General features: G+C 48.0%; 18 protein-coding genes. 12 read left to right on the top strand and 6 right to left on the bottom strand.

The features are described 5' to 3' along the window. Positions 1 to 60: 60 nt before the first annotated feature. The 10 genes from M654_RS04880 to M654_RS04925 all read left to right on the top strand — a co-directional run bounded on the left by M654_RS04880 (position 61) and on the right by M654_RS04925 (position 9,117). Positions 61 to 501, top strand: coding sequence for a hypothetical protein (locus tag M654_RS04880; protein ID WP_236251200.1), 441 nt, complete (start codon positions 61 to 63; stop codon positions 499 to 501). Positions 502 to 535: 34 nt separating this feature from the next. Continuing rightward, positions 536 to 1,396 carry a DMT family transporter gene (locus tag M654_RS04885; RefSeq protein ID WP_026588667.1) on the top strand — a complete coding sequence of 287 codons (861 nt, stop codon included), beginning with the start codon at positions 536 to 538 and terminating at the stop codon, positions 1,394 to 1,396. A gap of 79 nt (positions 1,397 to 1,475) precedes the next feature. Next, positions 1,476 to 2,600, top strand: coding sequence for an NAD(P)/FAD-dependent oxidoreductase (locus tag M654_RS04890; RefSeq protein ID WP_026588666.1), 1,125 nt, complete (start codon positions 1,476 to 1,478; stop codon positions 2,598 to 2,600). Between the two features lie 131 nt (positions 2,601 to 2,731). After that, positions 2,732 to 3,091 (top strand): XdhC family protein, encoded by a 360-nt coding sequence (locus M654_RS04895; protein ID WP_026588665.1) that lies wholly within the window; start codon positions 2,732 to 2,734, stop codon positions 3,089 to 3,091. Further along, complete coding sequence (locus M654_RS04900; protein WP_026588664.1) at positions 3,078 to 3,893, top strand: FAD binding domain-containing protein; 816 nt, start codon at positions 3,078 to 3,080, stop codon at positions 3,891 to 3,893. The genes M654_RS04895 and M654_RS04900 overlap by 14 nt, the downstream gene beginning before the upstream one ends. A 233-nt stretch (positions 3,894 to 4,126) precedes the next feature. Beyond that, a complete protein-coding gene (locus M654_RS04905; protein ID WP_026588663.1) occupies positions 4,127 to 5,113 on the top strand; it encodes an SIS domain-containing protein in 987 nt (328 codons plus the stop codon). A gap of 143 nt (positions 5,114 to 5,256) precedes the next feature. Further along, on the top strand, positions 5,257 to 6,474 hold the full coding sequence (locus M654_RS04910) for an ABC transporter substrate-binding protein (protein WP_372708722.1): 1,218 nt from the start codon (positions 5,257 to 5,259) through the stop codon (positions 6,472 to 6,474). A 20-nt stretch (positions 6,475 to 6,494) separates the two neighbouring features. Then, the gene (locus tag M654_RS04915; RefSeq protein WP_026588661.1) at positions 6,495 to 7,373 is read left to right on the top strand and encodes a carbohydrate ABC transporter permease; all 879 of its coding nucleotides are present in this window, start codon (positions 6,495 to 6,497) and stop codon (positions 7,371 to 7,373) included. A 3-nt stretch (positions 7,374 to 7,376) separates the two neighbouring features. Continuing rightward, on the top strand, positions 7,377 to 8,267 hold the full coding sequence (locus M654_RS04920) for a carbohydrate ABC transporter permease (RefSeq protein WP_026588660.1): 891 nt from the start codon (positions 7,377 to 7,379) through the stop codon (positions 8,265 to 8,267). 13 nt (positions 8,268 to 8,280) lie between these two features. After that, on the top strand, positions 8,281 to 9,117 hold the full coding sequence (locus tag M654_RS04925) for a PfkB family carbohydrate kinase (RefSeq protein ID WP_026588659.1): 837 nt from the start codon (positions 8,281 to 8,283) through the stop codon (positions 9,115 to 9,117). On the opposite strand, the gene M654_RS04930 is transcribed toward M654_RS04925, so the two are convergent. The 4 genes from M654_RS04930 to M654_RS23790 all read right to left on the bottom strand — a co-directional run bounded on the left by M654_RS04930 (position 9,102) and on the right by M654_RS23790 (position 12,004). After that, entirely contained in the window at positions 9,102 to 9,836 is a 735-nt protein-coding gene (locus tag M654_RS04930; RefSeq protein WP_026588658.1) for a transcriptional regulator FrlR, read from the bottom strand. The two genes, M654_RS04925 and M654_RS04930, sit on opposite strands and share 16 nt — an antisense overlap. 236 nt (positions 9,837 to 10,072) lie before the next feature. Further along, positions 10,073 to 10,879: an endonuclease I family protein gene (locus M654_RS04935; protein ID WP_026588657.1), complete on the bottom strand. Its 807-nt coding sequence runs from the start codon at positions 10,877 to 10,879 to the stop codon at positions 10,073 to 10,075. Between the two features lie 79 nt (positions 10,880 to 10,958). Then, the gene (locus M654_RS23785) at positions 10,959 to 11,639 is read right to left on the bottom strand and encodes a hypothetical protein (protein WP_328700282.1); all 681 of its coding nucleotides are present in this window, start codon (positions 11,637 to 11,639) and stop codon (positions 10,959 to 10,961) included. Then, complete coding sequence (locus M654_RS23790) at positions 11,612 to 12,004, bottom strand: hypothetical protein (RefSeq protein ID WP_035428464.1); 393 nt, start codon at positions 12,002 to 12,004, stop codon at positions 11,612 to 11,614. Before M654_RS23790 ends, M654_RS23785 begins: the two co-directional genes overlap by 28 nt. A gap of 244 nt (positions 12,005 to 12,248) precedes the next feature. On the opposite strand from M654_RS23790, the gene M654_RS04945 reads away from it, so the two are divergent. Beyond that, positions 12,249 to 13,655, top strand: coding sequence for a YfcC family protein (locus M654_RS04945; protein WP_026588656.1), 1,407 nt, complete (start codon positions 12,249 to 12,251; stop codon positions 13,653 to 13,655). A 65-nt stretch (positions 13,656 to 13,720) separates the two neighbouring features. Here M654_RS04945 and M654_RS04950 read toward each other — a convergent pair whose 3' ends face one another. Both M654_RS04950 and M654_RS04955 read right to left on the bottom strand, forming a co-directional pair. Continuing rightward, the gene (locus M654_RS04950) at positions 13,721 to 13,936 is read right to left on the bottom strand and encodes a YesK family protein (RefSeq protein WP_026588655.1); all 216 of its coding nucleotides are present in this window, start codon (positions 13,934 to 13,936) and stop codon (positions 13,721 to 13,723) included. Between the two features lie 428 nt (positions 13,937 to 14,364). Further along, positions 14,365 to 15,966 (bottom strand): PucR family transcriptional regulator, encoded by a 1,602-nt coding sequence (locus M654_RS04955; RefSeq protein WP_026588654.1) that lies wholly within the window; start codon positions 15,964 to 15,966, stop codon positions 14,365 to 14,367. Positions 15,967 to 16,143: 177 nt separating this feature from the next. Here M654_RS04955 and M654_RS04960 point away from each other — a divergent pair, with 177 nt between their 5' ends. Continuing rightward, the gene (locus tag M654_RS04960; RefSeq protein WP_026588653.1) at positions 16,144 to 17,394 is read left to right on the top strand and encodes a Zn-dependent hydrolase; all 1,251 of its coding nucleotides are present in this window, start codon (positions 16,144 to 16,146) and stop codon (positions 17,392 to 17,394) included. The last annotated feature ends 11 nt before the right edge of the window (positions 17,395 to 17,405 follow it).

The raw sequence follows: 17,405 nt of genomic DNA on the forward strand, positions 1-17,405 counted from the left end.
AGCAATCTGCGGTATGCGGCTTTTCTTTTAAATAGAATCCTTTAGTCAGATGATAAAGTCATGTATAATGTAGGTATACATGTGATTTTCATCCTATTTATAGAAAGGACATGTCCAGTGAAATTTAAGATAAGGGCTATGTTTATAGTGGTCATTTTCTTATTGGGTGCATTGGCCGGAAGTCCCAAAGCCCTGGCCATGCCTTCAAAAGGCGCGGTTAAATTCAGAACAGATGCCAATACCTATTCAAAAAACGCCTCATCTATCGTGGTGACCGGAAAAAGCCCTGTCACAGGGGCGATGATTTCCGTCCGTTTAATCAATAAAAAAGGAAAAGTTCTGTTATATAAGGATATTTATCTAGCTCGCGGAAAAGCTCATTTCCGCGTAAGCTTTCCGACGAAAAGGCTAAAATCCGGCAAGTATGATGTTTGGGTTGATGTTATCAAAGATAGGAAATGGCATGGCGAACTAAAGCGTTACATTAACGTCAAGAAATGACTGTTTTTCAGTGTTCGGTAAGGAGGACGGTATCATGACGGCTGCTGGATTTTGCATCCTATTGTTATCAGCATTCATCCATGCAACATGGAACTATCTTTCCAAAAAGGCTGGAGGCGGAGCTGCTTTTATTTGGCTGTTTACTGCGATTGCCGCCATAGTATACGCCCCTATGGCGATCGGTGTTGTTCTTTATGAAAAGCCGGATTTTGGAATCTGGCAAATTGTATTGATCATGGCGAGCATCCTTGCCCATTTAGGGTTTTTTCTTGTTCTTCAAAAGGGATACCAAAAGGGCGATCTTTCACTCGTCTATCCGATCGCAAGAGGAACAGGACCGCTGATCACCTGTCTGCTCGCGGTGGTCGTCTTTCATGAACAACTGACGCTGCCCGCTGTCATCGGCATCCTGTTGATTGTGGTGAGCATTCTGTTTTTCACGGGGGGAATAAAGCGGTTAACAGAATCCGGATCGCTCATTCCAATCCTTTACGGGCTGTTGATCGGCGCAATCATCGCAGCTTACACCCTCCTTGACAAAGCAGCGGTCAGCCATTTTCTCGTCCCGCCTTTGCTGTTGGATTATTGCAATACATTAGGGCGCTTCATCTTATTGACGCCTTTTGCCGCAAAAAACTGGCATCAAGTCCGGTCTGAATGGAAGCAACACCGAATCGAAGCGGCCGGGGTCGGCATTTTGAATTCTCTGGCCTACATTTTGGCATTGTCGGTCATGGTTTTCGCTCCTGTCAGTCATGTGGCCCCGATTCGGGAGGTCAGCATTTTGATCGGAACGGTGATGGGGGCCGTCCTTCTTTCAGAAGGGTTTGGTCATCGGCGGATCATCGCGGCTCTTTTTATGGTGAGCGGTGTAATATCGGTAGCCATCGGTTAAATTCATAGGTGAAACCGGTTGTGTTCAGAAGATTTGATCCGTTATATTTGTAGAAAACAGAAATGAAAAAGGTGTTTTGATGAAAACATATATCGTAGTCGGAGCAGGAATTCTCGGAGCGTCCACCGCTTATCATCTGGCAAAAGCCGGTGCAGATGTGACATTAATTGACCGCAGGGATCAAGGAAGGGCTACAGATGCCGCGGCGGGTATCGTGTGTCCCTGGCTTTCCCAGCGCAGAAATCAGGCTTGGTACAAACTCGCAAAGGGAGGTGCCGGGTACTACGCCGATTTGATTAAACAGCTGGAAGCTGATGGAGAATCGGACACGGGGTACAAACGGACAGGCGCCATCAGCTTGCACACTGACGAACGAAAACTGGAGCAGATGGAAGAGCGCGCATACATGAGACGCCAGGATGCGCCGGAGATCGGCGAGATTTCCCGGCTGTCGCCGGCTGAAACAAAGCGCTTATTTCCGCCCTTGGCAGACGGATACGGAGCCGTTCATATCAGCGGCGCAGCACGGGTCAACGGAAAAGCTCTGCGGCGTGCACTCGTGAATGCCGCGCAAAAACACGGTGCAAAAGTGCTTGAGGGAAATGCCTCTTTAGTGCATGAAGACGGACGGGTGATCGGTGTTCAAACCGCAGAGGGGACGATGTTCGCTGATCAGGTGCTGATCACAGCCGGGGCTTGGGCAAGTGAGCTGCTGAAGCCGCTGGGAATCCAGTTTGCGGTCACCTATCAAAAAGCGCAAATCGTCCATCTCCGACTGCCTGAGACTGATACAGCCGCCTGGCCGGTGGTCATGCCTCCGCATGACCAGTACATTCTCGCGTTTGAAGACGGGAGAATTGTTGCCGGTGCGACACATGAAAACGACGCTGAACTGGGCGACTGCCGCGTCACAGCGGGCGGGCTTCAAGAAATTTTGACAAAGGCGCTCACCATTGCGCCCGGTTTGGAGAACGGAATGATCCTGGAAACGAGGGTCGGATTCAGGCCGTTCACTCCGGGATTTCTTCCTGTGATCGGTCCGCTTCCCGGTCTAAAGGGGCTGCTGATTGCCAACGGGCTCGGCGCTTCAGGGCTGACTTCAGGACCTTACCTTGGCCGAGAAATGGCAAGACTTGCACTGGGAAGGCTCCCAGAGATTGATGTTCATTTGTATGACCCGGCCGGAGCGCTGGACATACAATAGCTTGAAAAAACGTTCACTCATGACAGGAGTGAACGTTTTTCTTTTTCAGAGAAAATGGAGTTTTAAAGTATGAGGCGAGATAATATATATGGAAGAGGAAAAAATAGTAAATCCTGGAGGTGTGTTCATTCGTGAAAGCCATTGCCGGCATCCTTAAAACGATTCAAAGATTGCCTCAACAATGTGTTCTCACCACCATCCATGTCGAAGATTCGGCAATGCTGCTGCAGGAAGAAGGGACCCGAACCGGGATGCTGAGCGCCGGATGCATTGAAGATGACCCGGCCGTGCGGGACATGGCTGGGCAACACAGCGGAGAAACGCGAACTTTTACATATCATCTGAAAGCCGGGAACGATCTTGCATGGGAGGATGGAGCGGGTTGTCACGACGTAAGCCTGTCAATCGCTGCCGCGATCCCATTAAATCAGCTCTCTCTCATTTGTGAACTAGCAAGGCGAGTGAAGGAGGGCCGGCATGATCTCCATTAACTTTGAGTACTACCGGCCGCAAAGCGCACAAGAAGCGGCACAGCTGTTTCGGGACCTTGACTTGAAGGGAAAAAACCCCGCCTTTTTTTCCGGGGGAACAGAACAAATCACACATGGCCGTTTCAATGCGGTTATCGATATTCAGGAAGTACCCGAATGCCGGATGTTACAATCTGAGCGGGGCTATCTTGCGCTAGGTTCAGCTTTAACATTGACGGAAATCACGGAAAGCCGGGGCTTTCCTTTATTAAGCAAAGCGGTGAGAGAGATCGCTGATCACACGTCACGCAATAAAATTACGCTCGGCGGCAATATTTGCGGACAGATTTTTTATCGCGAAGCGGTTCTCCCTTTTTTATTGACCGACAGCAAAGTGGTGACGTTGGGAGCCAATGGAAAACATATCTATTCGATTCATGATGTATTTGACAAACAATTGCAGCTGAAAAAGGGTGAAATGCTCATTTTGCTGTTGACTGAAGAGCGCTATCTCCTGCAGCCTTTCGCAAACATTAAAGTCAGGCAGCGGTGGGATACGGGATACCCATTGGTGACGATTTCCGCGCTGGAGATCGACGGCCATATGCGCGTCGCCTTCAGCGGTGTTTGCCCTTTTCCGTTTCGCTCTCAAGAGGTGGAAGAAGTATTAAATGATGCAGAACGGCCTGTTGAAGAAAGGATTGAAGAAGCTGTTCACCGCATGCCCGGCCCGATTTTGCACGATTCGCAAGGGTCTATCGAATATCGGCAGTTTGTCATTAAAAATACGCTGTTTGACATCCTCAGCATACTTAAAAGGTGATCTCACGACATACCGCACTTGAATTTTACATTGAACAAGAACGGCTGTTGTCAGGCTTGTTGCAAAGCCCGGGGACTACGATCATTCATCACATGAAATGAGCGCCTAAGGCGCTTTTTTATTTATTATTTAAAATTTCAGAAAATTATATTGACAGCCACAACGGTTACCTATTAACATAACAATATATAATGTTATATAACGTTATATAATAAAAGCAAGGAGTGAATGATTTGAGTCAGGCTACAGCAAAGGTAAATCCGGGAGTTCAAGGTTTTTTGCAAGATTTGAAGGGAAAAACGATTGATCATGTCTTCTTTGTTGCTTGTGGAGGGTCTTCGGCGATTATGTATCCGAGCAAATACGTGTTTGACAGAGAATCCATATCCATCAGCTCTGACCTCTACAGTTCAAACGAATTCATCCAGCGCAATCCCGTTCAGCTCGGAGAAAAATCGCTCGTCATCTTGTGTTCGCACTCCGGAAATACGCCGGAAACGGTGAAAGCGGCAAGCTTTGCAAGGGATAAAGGCGCGCTGACGATCGCCATGACTTTTGAGCCGGCATCTCCGCTGGCCAAAGCGGCGCAATATGCCGTGCAATACGACTGGGGTGATGAAGCCGCGGCCATCAATACAAACTATGGCGTTTTGTATCAAATCGTTTTCGGTGTGTTGCGGGTGTTGGAAAACCATGCAATGTTTGAACAGGTGATCGACGGACTTGACAAACTTCAGGCCGTATATGAAGAAGCTTTGCAAAAAGAAGCCGAAAAAGCGCAGCAATTCGCCAAAACCCATCAAAAAGAACAGGTCATTTATACGCTGGCGAGCGGTGCGAACTATGGTGTCGCATACTCCTACAGCATATGTATCCTGATGGAAATGCAATGGATTCATTCGCAGGCGATTCACGCGGGGGAATATTTTCACGGGCCGTTTGAAATCATTGATGAGTCGGTCCCGTTTATCATTCTGCTCGGTCTGGACGAAACAAGGCCGCTTGAAGAGCGGGCGCTTGCTTTTTCAAAGAGATACGGCAAAAAGCTGACTGTGCTCGACGCCAAGACATACGATTTTTCAAATATCAATGAAGATATGCAAGGATATCTCGCTCCGCTCGTGCTCAACCGGGTGCTGCGGATGTATGCCGATGCTCTCGCTGAAGCGCGGAATCATCCGCTGACAACGAGACGGTATATGTGGAAAGTCGAGTATTGATATAACATTATATAACATCTTATTTCAGCCGCGGGTGGCGGCGAGGCCGATCTTTAGCCGTCACCCGGTTTCTTTTTAGCGAATGAAAAGGAGGTATACCATTGAAAAAGAGATGCGTATTTGTTGCTGCCGCCGTTTTCCTCATGCTGCTCACAAGCGGCTGTTCAGGGTTTCAAAGCTCGGGAACAGAATCGGGGAAAGTATCGCTGAAATTTTTCCATCGCTGGCCGAAGGAGCCTGAAAAAAGCTTTTTCGAAGAAGCGGTCAAGGAATTTGAAAAGAGCCATCCCGATGTTTCCATTCAGACGGAAGCGGTGCTGAATGATTCCTATAAAGATAAGATCAAAGTCATGCTGGGGACGAGTCAGCCTCCCGACATTTATTTTGCCTGGAGCGATGAGTTTGCCAAGAAAATCATCAGAGGCGAGAGGGCGCTTGATCTCACGTCTTATTACAAAGATGATCAGAAATGGGCTTCACAGCTGTTGAAATCTCAGATTGAACCGTTCAGTGTTCAAGGAAAGAGGTACGGTGTGCCGTGGCAAATGGCCTCCAAAGAGCTTTTTTACAACAAAGATATATTCAAAAAGCTCGGTCTTTCACCTCCGAAAACATGGGACGAACTCATCGATGTCTGCAAAGTATTAAAAGAAAACGGCTATACACCGATCGCTTTCGGAACGAAAGCGCCGTGGACCATCTCCCACTATATTGCGACACTCAATCAAAAGCTTGTCGATGAAGAAACAAGAGAAAAAGATTATCATACGAAAAATGCCGCTTTCACGGATAAAGGATATGTCGAGGCTTTATCCAAATTGCAGGAGCTTTCGCCTTATTTTTCAAAACACGTCAACTCGATCGATCACGAATATGTCAGGCAGCAGTTTAAAAGCGGAAAAGCCGGAATGATTTATGCGGAGACATCGGAAATTAAGCTGGTCAATGACACTGTCAACCTCGGTTTGTTTCCGTTTCCCGACATAGCCGGGCAAAAGGGGAGACCGGGGATGCTGACAGGTGCGCCCGAGGGCTTTATGATTTCGGCGAACACAAAGCATCCGCAAGAAGCGATGGCGTTTCTGAAATTTTTGACGTCAAAAAAAATGGGTGAAAAACTCGTCAAAGATGTCGGCAAGTTCAGTACAGTCAAAGGAACGGCCAAGCGGGAAAATGCGGATTCCAACCAGCTCGAAGCCGTCAAAAGCCTCAATGAAGCGAAAGGGATGGTCCCTTGGTTTGATATGGATACAGATCCTCAAGTCGTTGATGCCTATTTAACAAACGTGCAGCAGATGCTCAGCGGTGACAAGACGCCTGAAGCGGTGATGAAAGAGGTGCAAAAAGCGGCAAAATCTTAATGCAAAGGAGCTGAAACGCTTTGGTGAACCAAAATCGGTGGCTTCCCTTCATTTTTTTGTTTCCGGCATTGCTTTTTCTTTTGTTTGTTTATTATCCGATCCTGCAAAACATATTCTTGAGCTTTTTTAAGTGGAGCACGTTTGAACCGCAAAAAGCGTTTGTCGGCTTCGGCAATTACATCCAGCTGTTTCGCGATCCGGTATTTTATCAGTCCTTGAAAAACAATGCGCTTTATGCGCTGGTCTCCATTGTGTTCCAGGTCGGCGGCGGGCTGGTTACCGCCGCCATCCTTGAGGATCGGCTTTTCAGAAAACACGCTCCTTTTTTCAGAACGGTTTTTTTCCTCCCTGTTGTCATTTCCATGACCGTGATCGCCTTGTTGTTTACTTTTATTTACAATCCGGAGACAGGCCTTCTCAATCAGTTTTTAGAGGCCGCCGGATTGAAACAATGGACGAGGGCCTGGCTTGGCGATGAAGAAACGGCGATGCTATCCGTCATCTTTGTTTCTCAGTGGCAATCGGTTGGCTATATCGCCATGCTCTACATCATCGCCATTCAGAAAATCCCCGACGAGCTTTATGAGGCGGCGCGTCTGGACGGAGCGGGAAAAATCAGGACGTTTTTTGCCATCACTGTCCCGGGGACGAAGGAAATGTCATTTGTGGCCGTCGTGATGACATTGACCGGTGCCTTTACCGTCTTCAACGAACCTTATATTTTGACGGGCGGCGGCCCTGGAAACGCCACAGAGGTGCTGGGGACATTTTTGTATAAGCAAGCATTTTCACAGGATATGATGGGATATGCATCAGCGATTGCGACCGTTGTTCTGCTGATCACGCTCAGCCTTTCCGTCATGCAAATGCGGCTTTTTAAAACGGGAAAGGGGGATTAACAGATGGCATCTGGGAAAATAGAAGTGTCCGGGGCAGTTCCAAACCGGAAGGCGAAACCCTCATACCGGATAAAGAAACGCCATATCGGTGTGCCGGCCGTATACTTATATTTGCTTTTATACACGGCCGCTGTCAGCTATCCGCTCTTGTGGATGGTGCTGAGTTCGCTGAAAAGTTCTGAGGACATTTTCGAGCACAGCTGGTCGCTGCCGAAAGAATGGCATTTTGAAAACTATGCGGCCGCTTGGAATCAAGGGATATCGGCTTATTTTTTGAACAGTGTCATCGTCACGTTTCTGACGTGTGTGATCACCGTCTTTGTCAGCGCGTGGGCGGCATACGGCCTTGCGAGGTTTGAATTTAAAATGAAATCGGCTGTTTTTATTTTATGTCTCGGCGGACTGATGCTGACGCCGCAGATCAGCATCGTTCCCCTTTATTCCATCATTCAGTCGCTCGGACTTTACAATACGTATTGGGCGCTGATCTTGCCTTATGCGGCTTATCGGATTCCTTTTACCATCATTTTGATCCGTTCGTATTTTTTGGCGATTCCGAAAGAGCTTGAGGAAGCGGCATATATCGACGGCTGCACAAGCTTTGGTGTGTTTTTCAGAATTTTCTTGCCAATGGGTCTGCCGATCTTGCTGACATCTGCGATTTTGACGGCTTATCATACATGGAACGAATTCATGTTTGCGATTATTTTTATTGATGATGAGAATTTGAAGACGATTCCTGCCGGTCTGATGCAATTCAGGGATGCTCTTGCCACAGATTGGGGCGTTCTGCTTGCCGGCTTGACGATTTCTGCTGCGCCGATCGTGATCCTGTTTTTAGCGATGCAAAAGTATTTCGTCCGCGGCATTGCCGCAGGAAGCATAAAAGGATAATGGGGGATGGATGATGAAAATACTTGCGATAGGTGACAATGTCGTTGATTATTACATCGATCAGGACATGTTTTATCCCGGAGGCAATGCGTTAAACGTCGCTGTTCTCTCAAAGCGGTCCGGAGCTGAAGCGGCATATATCGGGATTATCGGCACTGATGAAGCCGGAGATCATGTATTGAATGTGCTCAAAAAAGAGGGGATCAATATCTCGAGAATCCGGCGGGCCCACGGACAAAACGGAATGGCCGCCGTCAAGCTCAATGAACAGGGGGACAGGGTGTTTGTCCGCTCCAACAAAGGCGGCATTCAATCTGAGCTCGGCTTGTTGCTCACCGATGAAGACACCGCGTTGATCAAAAGCCATGATATCGTTCATACGAGCGTGTACAGCCGGTTGGAGCAGACGCTTTTTGAGCTTAGCAGACTTGCGCCGGTGTCTTTTGATTTTTCGACAAAGCATGACCGGGCTTACATGGAACGTGTTTGTCCCTATTTGACGTATGCTTTCTTTTCAGGAAGCGGATTCACAAAAGAGGAGTGTCTGAGGCTGATTGACGATGCAAGCCGGTTTGGCGTGCAGACGGTATGTGTCACAAGAGGGGACAAGGGTGCTGTGTTGGGCCGGGGAGGAAACATCGTCGAGCAGCCGGTTTTTCCGGTTCGGGCGGTCGATACGCTCGGAGCGGGCGACTCGTTTATCGCCGGATTTTTGACGGCATATCTGAAAAGCCGGGATGTCAAAAAAGCCCTCATGCATGCAGCCGAAGCGGCGGCAGACACATGTCTGACATATGGGGCGTTCGGCTGCGGGCATCCGTGTACACTGCGGGATCAATCCCATTCATGAGAACTGTTAATCGTAAACGTCACACGGTTCGTGTGCATTAAAAACAATGAACAATAAATCGGATCGTCTTGGGCGCAGTAGGCGACTTTATCAATCTCAAAGAGGGCATCCCCGATATCGCATGCGAGATGCTTGCTATCCTCCGCTTTTGCAAACACGACGTTTAACAGTTTCGTATTGTAGGCCGGAGTGACCTGGTATTCTGTTTTTAAAATGTGATGCATGGACACAGAGTCGCTGATGAATCGGCCGATATCAGGAAACCGGCTGATCGGGTAGTGGGTGATTTCAAACGTAAACGGCTGATCATCATTGAACATGACCCGCTTCAGTTCGAGGACGGGGCTGTCAATTGGCAGCTTGAGACGCTTGGCGATGTGCCCCGGAGCTGTAATTGTTTCCACGGAAATGACTTGATGCTTCGGCTTTTTTCCGCTCGACATCATATATTCGGAATAGCCGTCCACGGCAACAAGCTCCCGTTTCATTTTCGGGCTTTTGACGAAGGTTCCTTTTCCTTGCTGCCTTGTTAAATAGCCTTCTTCCACAAGGTCGGAAATCGCTTTTCGGACTGTAATCCGGCTCACCTGATAGGTCTGGCAAAGCTCGCTTTCAGCAGGCAGTTTTTCGGAAGGAGAATAGACGCCCCGCTTGATATCGTCTGAGATGATTTGTTTCAGCTGAAGGTATAAAGGTTTGGAACTATCGTTATTTAACAAAATAGAAGTCCTCCTTAACGTATTCACCATTATTATAATGTATTATTACGTTATAATACAATTCGCGGCTACGCAGAAGTTTGCAAAATGATGATCGGGTATCAAAGGTGTGGATCAATGTGGGAATATCGGATTCGGATGGCGCTGTCCTGCTGTTTAACGGGGAAATCTGCTGGGAGGAAACAGATTGTTTAAGAAAGAGAGGGCGCCCGGTAAGCGCCCTCGGATGACAACGTCTAATGCCAAATCTCTTCGGCCCATTCGGGATGATCAATGAATGGATTGCGGTTATGCTGGTATCGTTCATATATGATGTTGTTTCTTCTTCTCTCGAGATCATCGACAGGATCTTCTTGGTTCCATTTCAATAAGACTGCCATTTTGCCGTGGAAAGGCAGGGAGCCGTTGCCTGTTTTATCATTCATTTCGAGATCGGGGTGTCCGTCATCACCTTCATATCGGACGGCCATATAGAAAATCATTCTGGCGACATCACCTTTCACCCGGCTGTCCGGCTCCCATGAATCACCGTCGTAAAAATTATCGGGGGCACCAGGATACGCGCTGCCGCCTTCATCAAAATCGAGGTTGCCCCGGGCGGAATTCACTTGCACATCGCTTGGCCTGATGTGATGCAAATCTGTTCCGGGCCCTTTGCTTGTACCGAAGTCTCCGTGTGATTTAGCCCAGACGTGCTCTCGGTTCCAGTCGCCCACATTTCCTCCGTTTAAATCTTTAGAACGGGACTGTCCGGAATAAAGAAGCAGGACATGATGGGGATTGGCCGGGTCTTCATCCGTCGTTTTCAGCGCGTCCCAGACTTCGCTGTATGAAAGTTCTGTATGATGATCAATCGTTTCGTGGAGCGCTTGTTTGAGCGCCGCTCCCGTTTTCCCTTCAGCATTCTCATAATAATCCTCTAAAGCGCCGGATGGCTGAAGCGAAGATTGCAGTGAAAAAAGCGGGGCGGCGTCGGCTTTTTCAAAAGGGGGGAAAACGGCTGATAACATGAATAGAAGCGGAATGGCAAACATGCGAATCATCGGCTGAAACCTCCTTTTCATTTGTTTTTATTATCCATTGTTTTCATGAAAAGGAAATGTCATTTTGATTACGGTTTTCTTACCGTCTTGTAAATGTAGCTTGCCATTTTCTCAGAATGTTGAGACCTGATCCGTCTCGAAGCTGCTGTTCTGCGGTCCGGATGCCTTCTTCGATTGTCGGATGAAAACCGAATAAGAAATAGCGCAATGCCGCGTTCATGATCACCTGTTTTCTTTCGTATTCCACATCTTCCGAATCATCCCCAAAGAGAACGGCTTCGATTTTTTCAGCCTGTTCGACGGCTGACAGGGGCTTGTTCTGCCTGCTTTCCTCGACATGGAGACCGTATTCCTCAGGCTGCAAAATAAACGAAGTGATCCCGCCGTCTTTGATGGTGAACACAAAGCTCCCCCGGTGGACGGGAACATCCTCAGATCCTTCAGCCCCTTGAACGATAAACACTTCCTGATATGAAAGATGCTGAAACACAGGGTGCATTCTTTGAATGGCTGTTCTGTGAAAAGCGCCAAGCATCAGTTTTTTTGAGTTTGAAAAATTGATCAGTTTTTCGGCTGTATTCAGAATCGTGCGGACGCCGATTTCCTCGCGGATCTGCCGAATCCGGGAAAACGGCTCGCACAGCTTTTCAGCGGCAGTGAAGCCGATTGACAGCTCCTCAAGCGTGTTTGCCGTCTGGCGGGGACAAGCGTCGGCGGAAATTCCCAGCTTGTTCAGACTTCCTTTATGCTTGTCCCATATTTTGGCGGCAGGGAATCACTGCTGTGCAAACATGAGGGAAGACCGTTTGCTGCGAGAAGAATCGAGATGGGAATCGTTGCCAGAAACGAATGTCTTCCCGTGTACGGACCGGCAAAATCAATCACCTTTTCTTGAATCTCCGGAGATATGGGCAGTTGTTTGGAGTGATTTCTCAAGGCTTCAATAAAGGCGAGCAGCTCTTCGGCCGACTCCGTTTTCATGCGCTCCGCTATCAAAAAAGCGGCGGTCTGGGCGGGTGTGGCTTTGCCTGTCATGATGGCTTCGGCGGCCTCTTTGGCTTCTTCATAAGTTAAATCCCTTGCGCCTCTTTTTCCTCTTGCCGTTTCTTTAATCCATTGCTGCAATATAGACCTCTCCTTTTATCTGCTTCTTTTTCTTATGACTTTACATGAAAATACTAAAAACGAATAGTGGAGATTTACGCTTGTTTTTTTGGAAGAAAATCTGCCGATGAACTGGATCAAAACGCGTTTTTTAGATAATTTAACTGAAAATCTTCTTGGATTCGGATGATCTTTCAATGCGAACGGTTTCTGGGTTCATTTAAGATGTGAAAAAAGCTCACATTGGATGAAGGAGAGGATCAAAATGGGAATGCCGGCCTATCAACGCGGGGATTTGAAAAAGAATGAGAAGCGTAAACATGAGTTTCCCCATATTTATGTCATCCTCGCTGTCATGATTGGATTGATGGCGCTTGCGACATACCTGGTGCCTGCAGGGGAATATCAAAGAGTGGAAAGTCCGGATGGCAGGGAAATGATTGATCCCGGATCATACAAACGGGTTGAACAGACTCCGGTCGATGTGCTGTCGCTCTTGTCCGCGGTTCCGAAAGGGATGACGGAAGCCGCTCCGATCATCGTCTTTACCTTTATGGTCGGCGGTGTATTTGCCGTTTTGCGAAAAGCGTCGGTCATTGAAATAGGCGTCCGCTTGCTGGCGGGCATCTTCAGCAGAAGGCCGGTTTTTGTTATTCCAGTCTTCATCTTCGTTTTTTCAGGTATCGCCTGTTTTATCGGGACACCTGAACTGTCAATCGTTTATGTCCCTGTCATTCTGCCGCTTGTGCTGTCTTTCGGATACGACAGGATGACCGCGGCAGCAATCGCGTTATGCGGGACGATTGCCGGCTTTACGAGCGCCTTGACAAATCCCTTCACAGTGGGCATCTCGCAAACGATTGCGGGCCTGCCTCTTTACTCCGGCATGGGGTACAGAGCGGTCATCTTTCTTGTCATAACGGCGCTTGCTGCCATCTATGTGCTGGCATATGGAGAAAAGGTCAAAGCAAATCCGGAAAAAAGCTTAACAGGAATGGAGGCGGCTGAACCGGTGTCCGCTTTTAAATCGGGCAAACGGGTGAAATGGGCCGGAACCGCGGCACTCATTTTGTTTGCCGGATTGATCGGATGTGTGATTACCTTCCGGTGGGACATGGTGACAATGTCGGGGTATTTTCTAGCGCTCGCCGTTATTCCGGCATGTATTGCCGGAATGAGTGCAAGAGACATTGCCGAATCTTTCAATGAAGGATTTAAAGAAGTCCTCATCGGCGCAATGGTTTGCGGGATCGCCAGAGGGGTCGCGGTCGTCATGAATGAAGGACAGATTATGGACACGATTGTTTATGGGCTGTCACATGCCGTTTCCCAGCTTCCTTCCTATTTGACCGTTGCAGCCATGCTGTTGACACAGATGCTGTTTAACTTTTTCGTGCCGAGCGGAAGCGGACAGGCTTTAATCATGATGCCGATCATGGCGCCTTTGGCTGATATCGTCGGCATGACGAGGCAGACGGCGATACTGGCCTTCCAATTCGGCGACGGCTTTTCAAACATCCTTTTTCCGACATCGGGCTACTTTATGGCGACGCTTGCTGTCAGCCGTATTTCCTGGAATCGCTGGGTGAAATTCATCCTTCCGCTTTTTTGTATCTGGATGGTAGCGGCTGTTGTTTTCTTAATGATTGCCCATGCTGCCGGCTGGTCGTGAAAAAGCGCGGAGCAGCCCCGCTGTTTTCGTTTAATCTTGTTCCTTCAGCAATCCGAAAACGCATATCAAAAGCAATGCGATAACCGATGACAGGAAGATGGATGTGCTGATGCCGCCGATGTACATCCCTCCCAACCGCCGATGATCAAACTGATGATGCCGAGCGTCATGACACCTGACGGAATTGCGTACTGCAATGGGGATTCCTTTTTCCGGAATATAAAGGATATTCTGAAAATGATAGCGGCGAGAAAAGCTGTGGTCAGCCAGAAAGAAAACATACTGTGCCGCCTCCCTTTAGAAATATTTGGTATGGTTCGAATCGCCTTCCTTCATATGTATTCTCGGCAGCATACATATGAAACCAACAAATCTCGGGAATTTTTTAAGAGTCGGTCCCTGTAGTATATCATTTGTTTTTTATTGGAAAAACCACTTAATCGCGATCGGGAAATGGGTATATATTTTGCAATCTCTTGCATTATTGTCTGTCTGATTCTTTAAATCTGTCGATATCAGATGGAGCCCCGAGAGTGGCCGATGATGGTCGCGACCTGCGGAAACATGCTGCGGTTTCAGCGGGAAATGCAGCGAAATCATGGCCGACAATTGCGCTGTAATGGTCGCCCATACAGCGCCCTGATCATGTCCGAATCAAAAGGTCCCCCGGGCACTGAGTAATGATTGTTTCAAAGAACGTTAGATTTTCTTACAATCCAAGCATCATTTGAATTCTCAGCGCCAGCCTCAAGCGAAGCGTTGTATCTGCATCTTTCAGGCTTTTCCCGAGCAGCTCTTCGCATTTTTCAAGCCTGTAGATGACCGTATTTCGATGAACATAAAGGCGTTTGGCCGTTTCGGAAATCTGGCAGTGCGTTTCCAAATAAACGGATAATGTATGAAGGAGCCCATGATCATCGCCGGGCAGGTTCGCCAGTTTTTGCAGTGTGTATGTATAAAATTTTTTCAAGTCATCAATGGGAACCATCCTTAAGAGCTCTGAGACATCTTTCGTATGATACGTCTGGATGAATTCGGTGCTTCCGGAAAGGTGTCCGGAATGAAGGGCGTCGACCGCTTCTTTGAAGATGCCGGGAACATCGAGCAGCTGATGGCTGAGGTTGCTGATCCCGAAAGAAATCGTTCGCTGAAAATGCTTGGCACAGAGCTGTTGAAACCGCCTTAAAAAACCGCAGACCGCTGCGTTCATTTCAGCCCAGCTGTCGGTTCCCTCAGCGAGCAGGACACACATATTTCCTTTCGTGAAAAGGTGGGGCGGAAATGGAAAATCGGCCAGCTCTTCTTCAAGACACTCAAACACGCTGTCTGACTCAAGCTGGTTTTCAGTGAAGCTCACCGCCTGTTCTTTGCGGTCCAATTTGCCGGTGATACATACATATTTTTGATCCGATTTCAGCTTGAATTCCTTGGCCCGGTTTTTGATTTCCGCTGGCGAAGAAAAGGAGCCCTCTAAAAAATTGCTGAAAAATTCATTGCGCGCTCTTCTCGTATATTGCTTTAGCGCGTTTTCTTTCATCAGTTCAAAGCCGATCACATTGGCGGCTTGTTCAATCGTTAAAAGCAAGCCTTTGTCCTCTATGGGAATCATCCCGCATACGACCAGAAATCCGCATTTTTTTTCATGAGTATAAATCGGAAATACCGAAAAGGTTTGTCGTTTGGAAAGGGTTGAAAAGCATGTAAATGCCGTTTTGCTGTTTCTTTGGAAAAGACCTTCATAAAGCGGAGGCGCCTCACACATCCCTGCTTTTGAGGAAGCGGCCGGCTTGAGGTGCCGGTTTAAAAGCAGAACGGGCAGATTCAGCGTAATGGAGATGTTTTTTATAAGGGACTGAACGCTTTTTCCGCTCATAATATGGCTTGTAAATTGCTTTTGCGCTTTAATCGCCTGTTCAAGCTCTGCCGTCCGTTTATCTAAAATGCGGCTCAATGTATGATTGACAATGTCTCCGAGGCGGACGTTATCACTTAATTCAATAATCGGAAAAGCCCTTTTATCGGCAAGTTTGATCACGTCTTCCGGAATTTCCTGCAGAAAGCGCTTCGTTTTAAGGCCCAGTCCCGCACATCCGCGTCTGACCATTTTTTCGATCAAATCCTTTAATAATTGCGGGTGGTCTTTGATGTGATAAGCGGTCGTCACCAGAAGCTCACCCTGATGCAAAAAATCGGCAATGTCGGGGGCATCCATCATGTTAATGTGCTCAATCTGTCTGAAACCGCCCGATTCTCCGGCGGCGAGTTTTGCTCCTTTAAAAACGGGAAGCTCCAAGATCTCAAAAATATTCATTGCTGCATTAGACCTCCTTTTTCGTAAACGGCTGTTTCCTTATTAGTCAACATCAACAAAAAAATACTGGATTTGTGACAAATCTGCCGATGTATATGTTTTATATTAACAGTAAACTAGATTTTAGATAGGAAGTTGTCAAGAAATATAACGAGAAAAAGAAAGGAAGCTTCTTTCATGACCATTGATACGCATATAACCGACGGGAGCGCATCGGACAGAATTGAAGACATGATCCATTGGCTTGCTTCATTTGGAAAAAGCGGGGAAGGGGGCGTGACAAGGCTTCTATACTCCGAGCCGTGGCAAAACGCCCAGCATGCTCTAAAGAAGATGATGGAAGGCTTTGGGATGGACGCTTATTTTGATGACGCAGGCAACCTGTTTGGAAGAATAGAAGGAACCGAGAAGAAGAGATCGATATTGACCGGTTCGCATATCGATACGGTCGCAAACGGAGGGAAATTTGACGGAGCATACGGGGTTTTGGCCAGCCTGTTTGCGGCAAAAAAACTCCTCGATACATACGGGCCGCCGAAAACGACCATTGAAACCGTATCGCTGTGTGAGGAAGAAGGGAGCCGTTTTCCTCTGACATTTTGGGGATCGGGAAACATCACCGGTTTGTTTGATTGCTGTCACGCTCCGCCTGTTTTTGACCGGGACGGAATCCCGCTTGAGCGGGCGATGAAGGATTGCGGTTTTGGGAATGGACATTACAGGCCGCCTTTCAGACATGATGCCGAATGTTTTATCGAGCTTCATATCGAACAAGGCGGCATTCTTGAGGCGAGCGGCAGGCAGATCGGAATTGTGACGGACATTGTCGGTCAAAAGCGCTATACCGTGACAGTCAAGGGTCAAAGCAACCATGCCGGAACGACACCGATGAATGTGCGGAAGGATGCGCTGGCATTTTCGGCACTATGCATTTCTTATCTGACAAAGAAGGCGAATGCCGTCGATCCGCTCCTAACAGCGACCGTCGGCCGGCTTGAAGCGAAGCCGAACATGCCGAATGTAATCGCGGGCGAAGCCGTTTTTTCGCTCGATATCCGCCATCATAATGAAGCGGTTTTGGTCCAATATTGCGAGGATATTTTTGCGTTCTTCAGAGAGCTGTCAAAAGAATGGGGCATAGAGGTCGACGTCTCGCAAACGACGAATGTGAAGCCCGTTATGATGGACCCGGAGCTGATCCGTATCTCGAAACAATCGGCCGAGAATGCGCATGTCACGTATCAGGAAATGGTGAGCGGAGCGGGGCACGACGCCCAGATTTTTGGTGCGCACTGTCCGACGGCGCTGCTGTTCGTTCCAAGCAAAAACGGCATCAGCCATTCCCCCGAGGAGTGGACATCCTCCAATGATCTTGATTCGGGAATCCGGCTCTTGTCCGATGTTTTATACAAGCTGGCATATGAATGAAAGGAGAAAGA

The organism is Bacillus sp. NSP9.1 (genome assembly GCF_000465465.2).
Taxonomy (GTDB): domain Bacteria; phylum Bacillota; class Bacilli; order Bacillales; family Bacillaceae; genus Bacillus; species Bacillus sonorensis_A.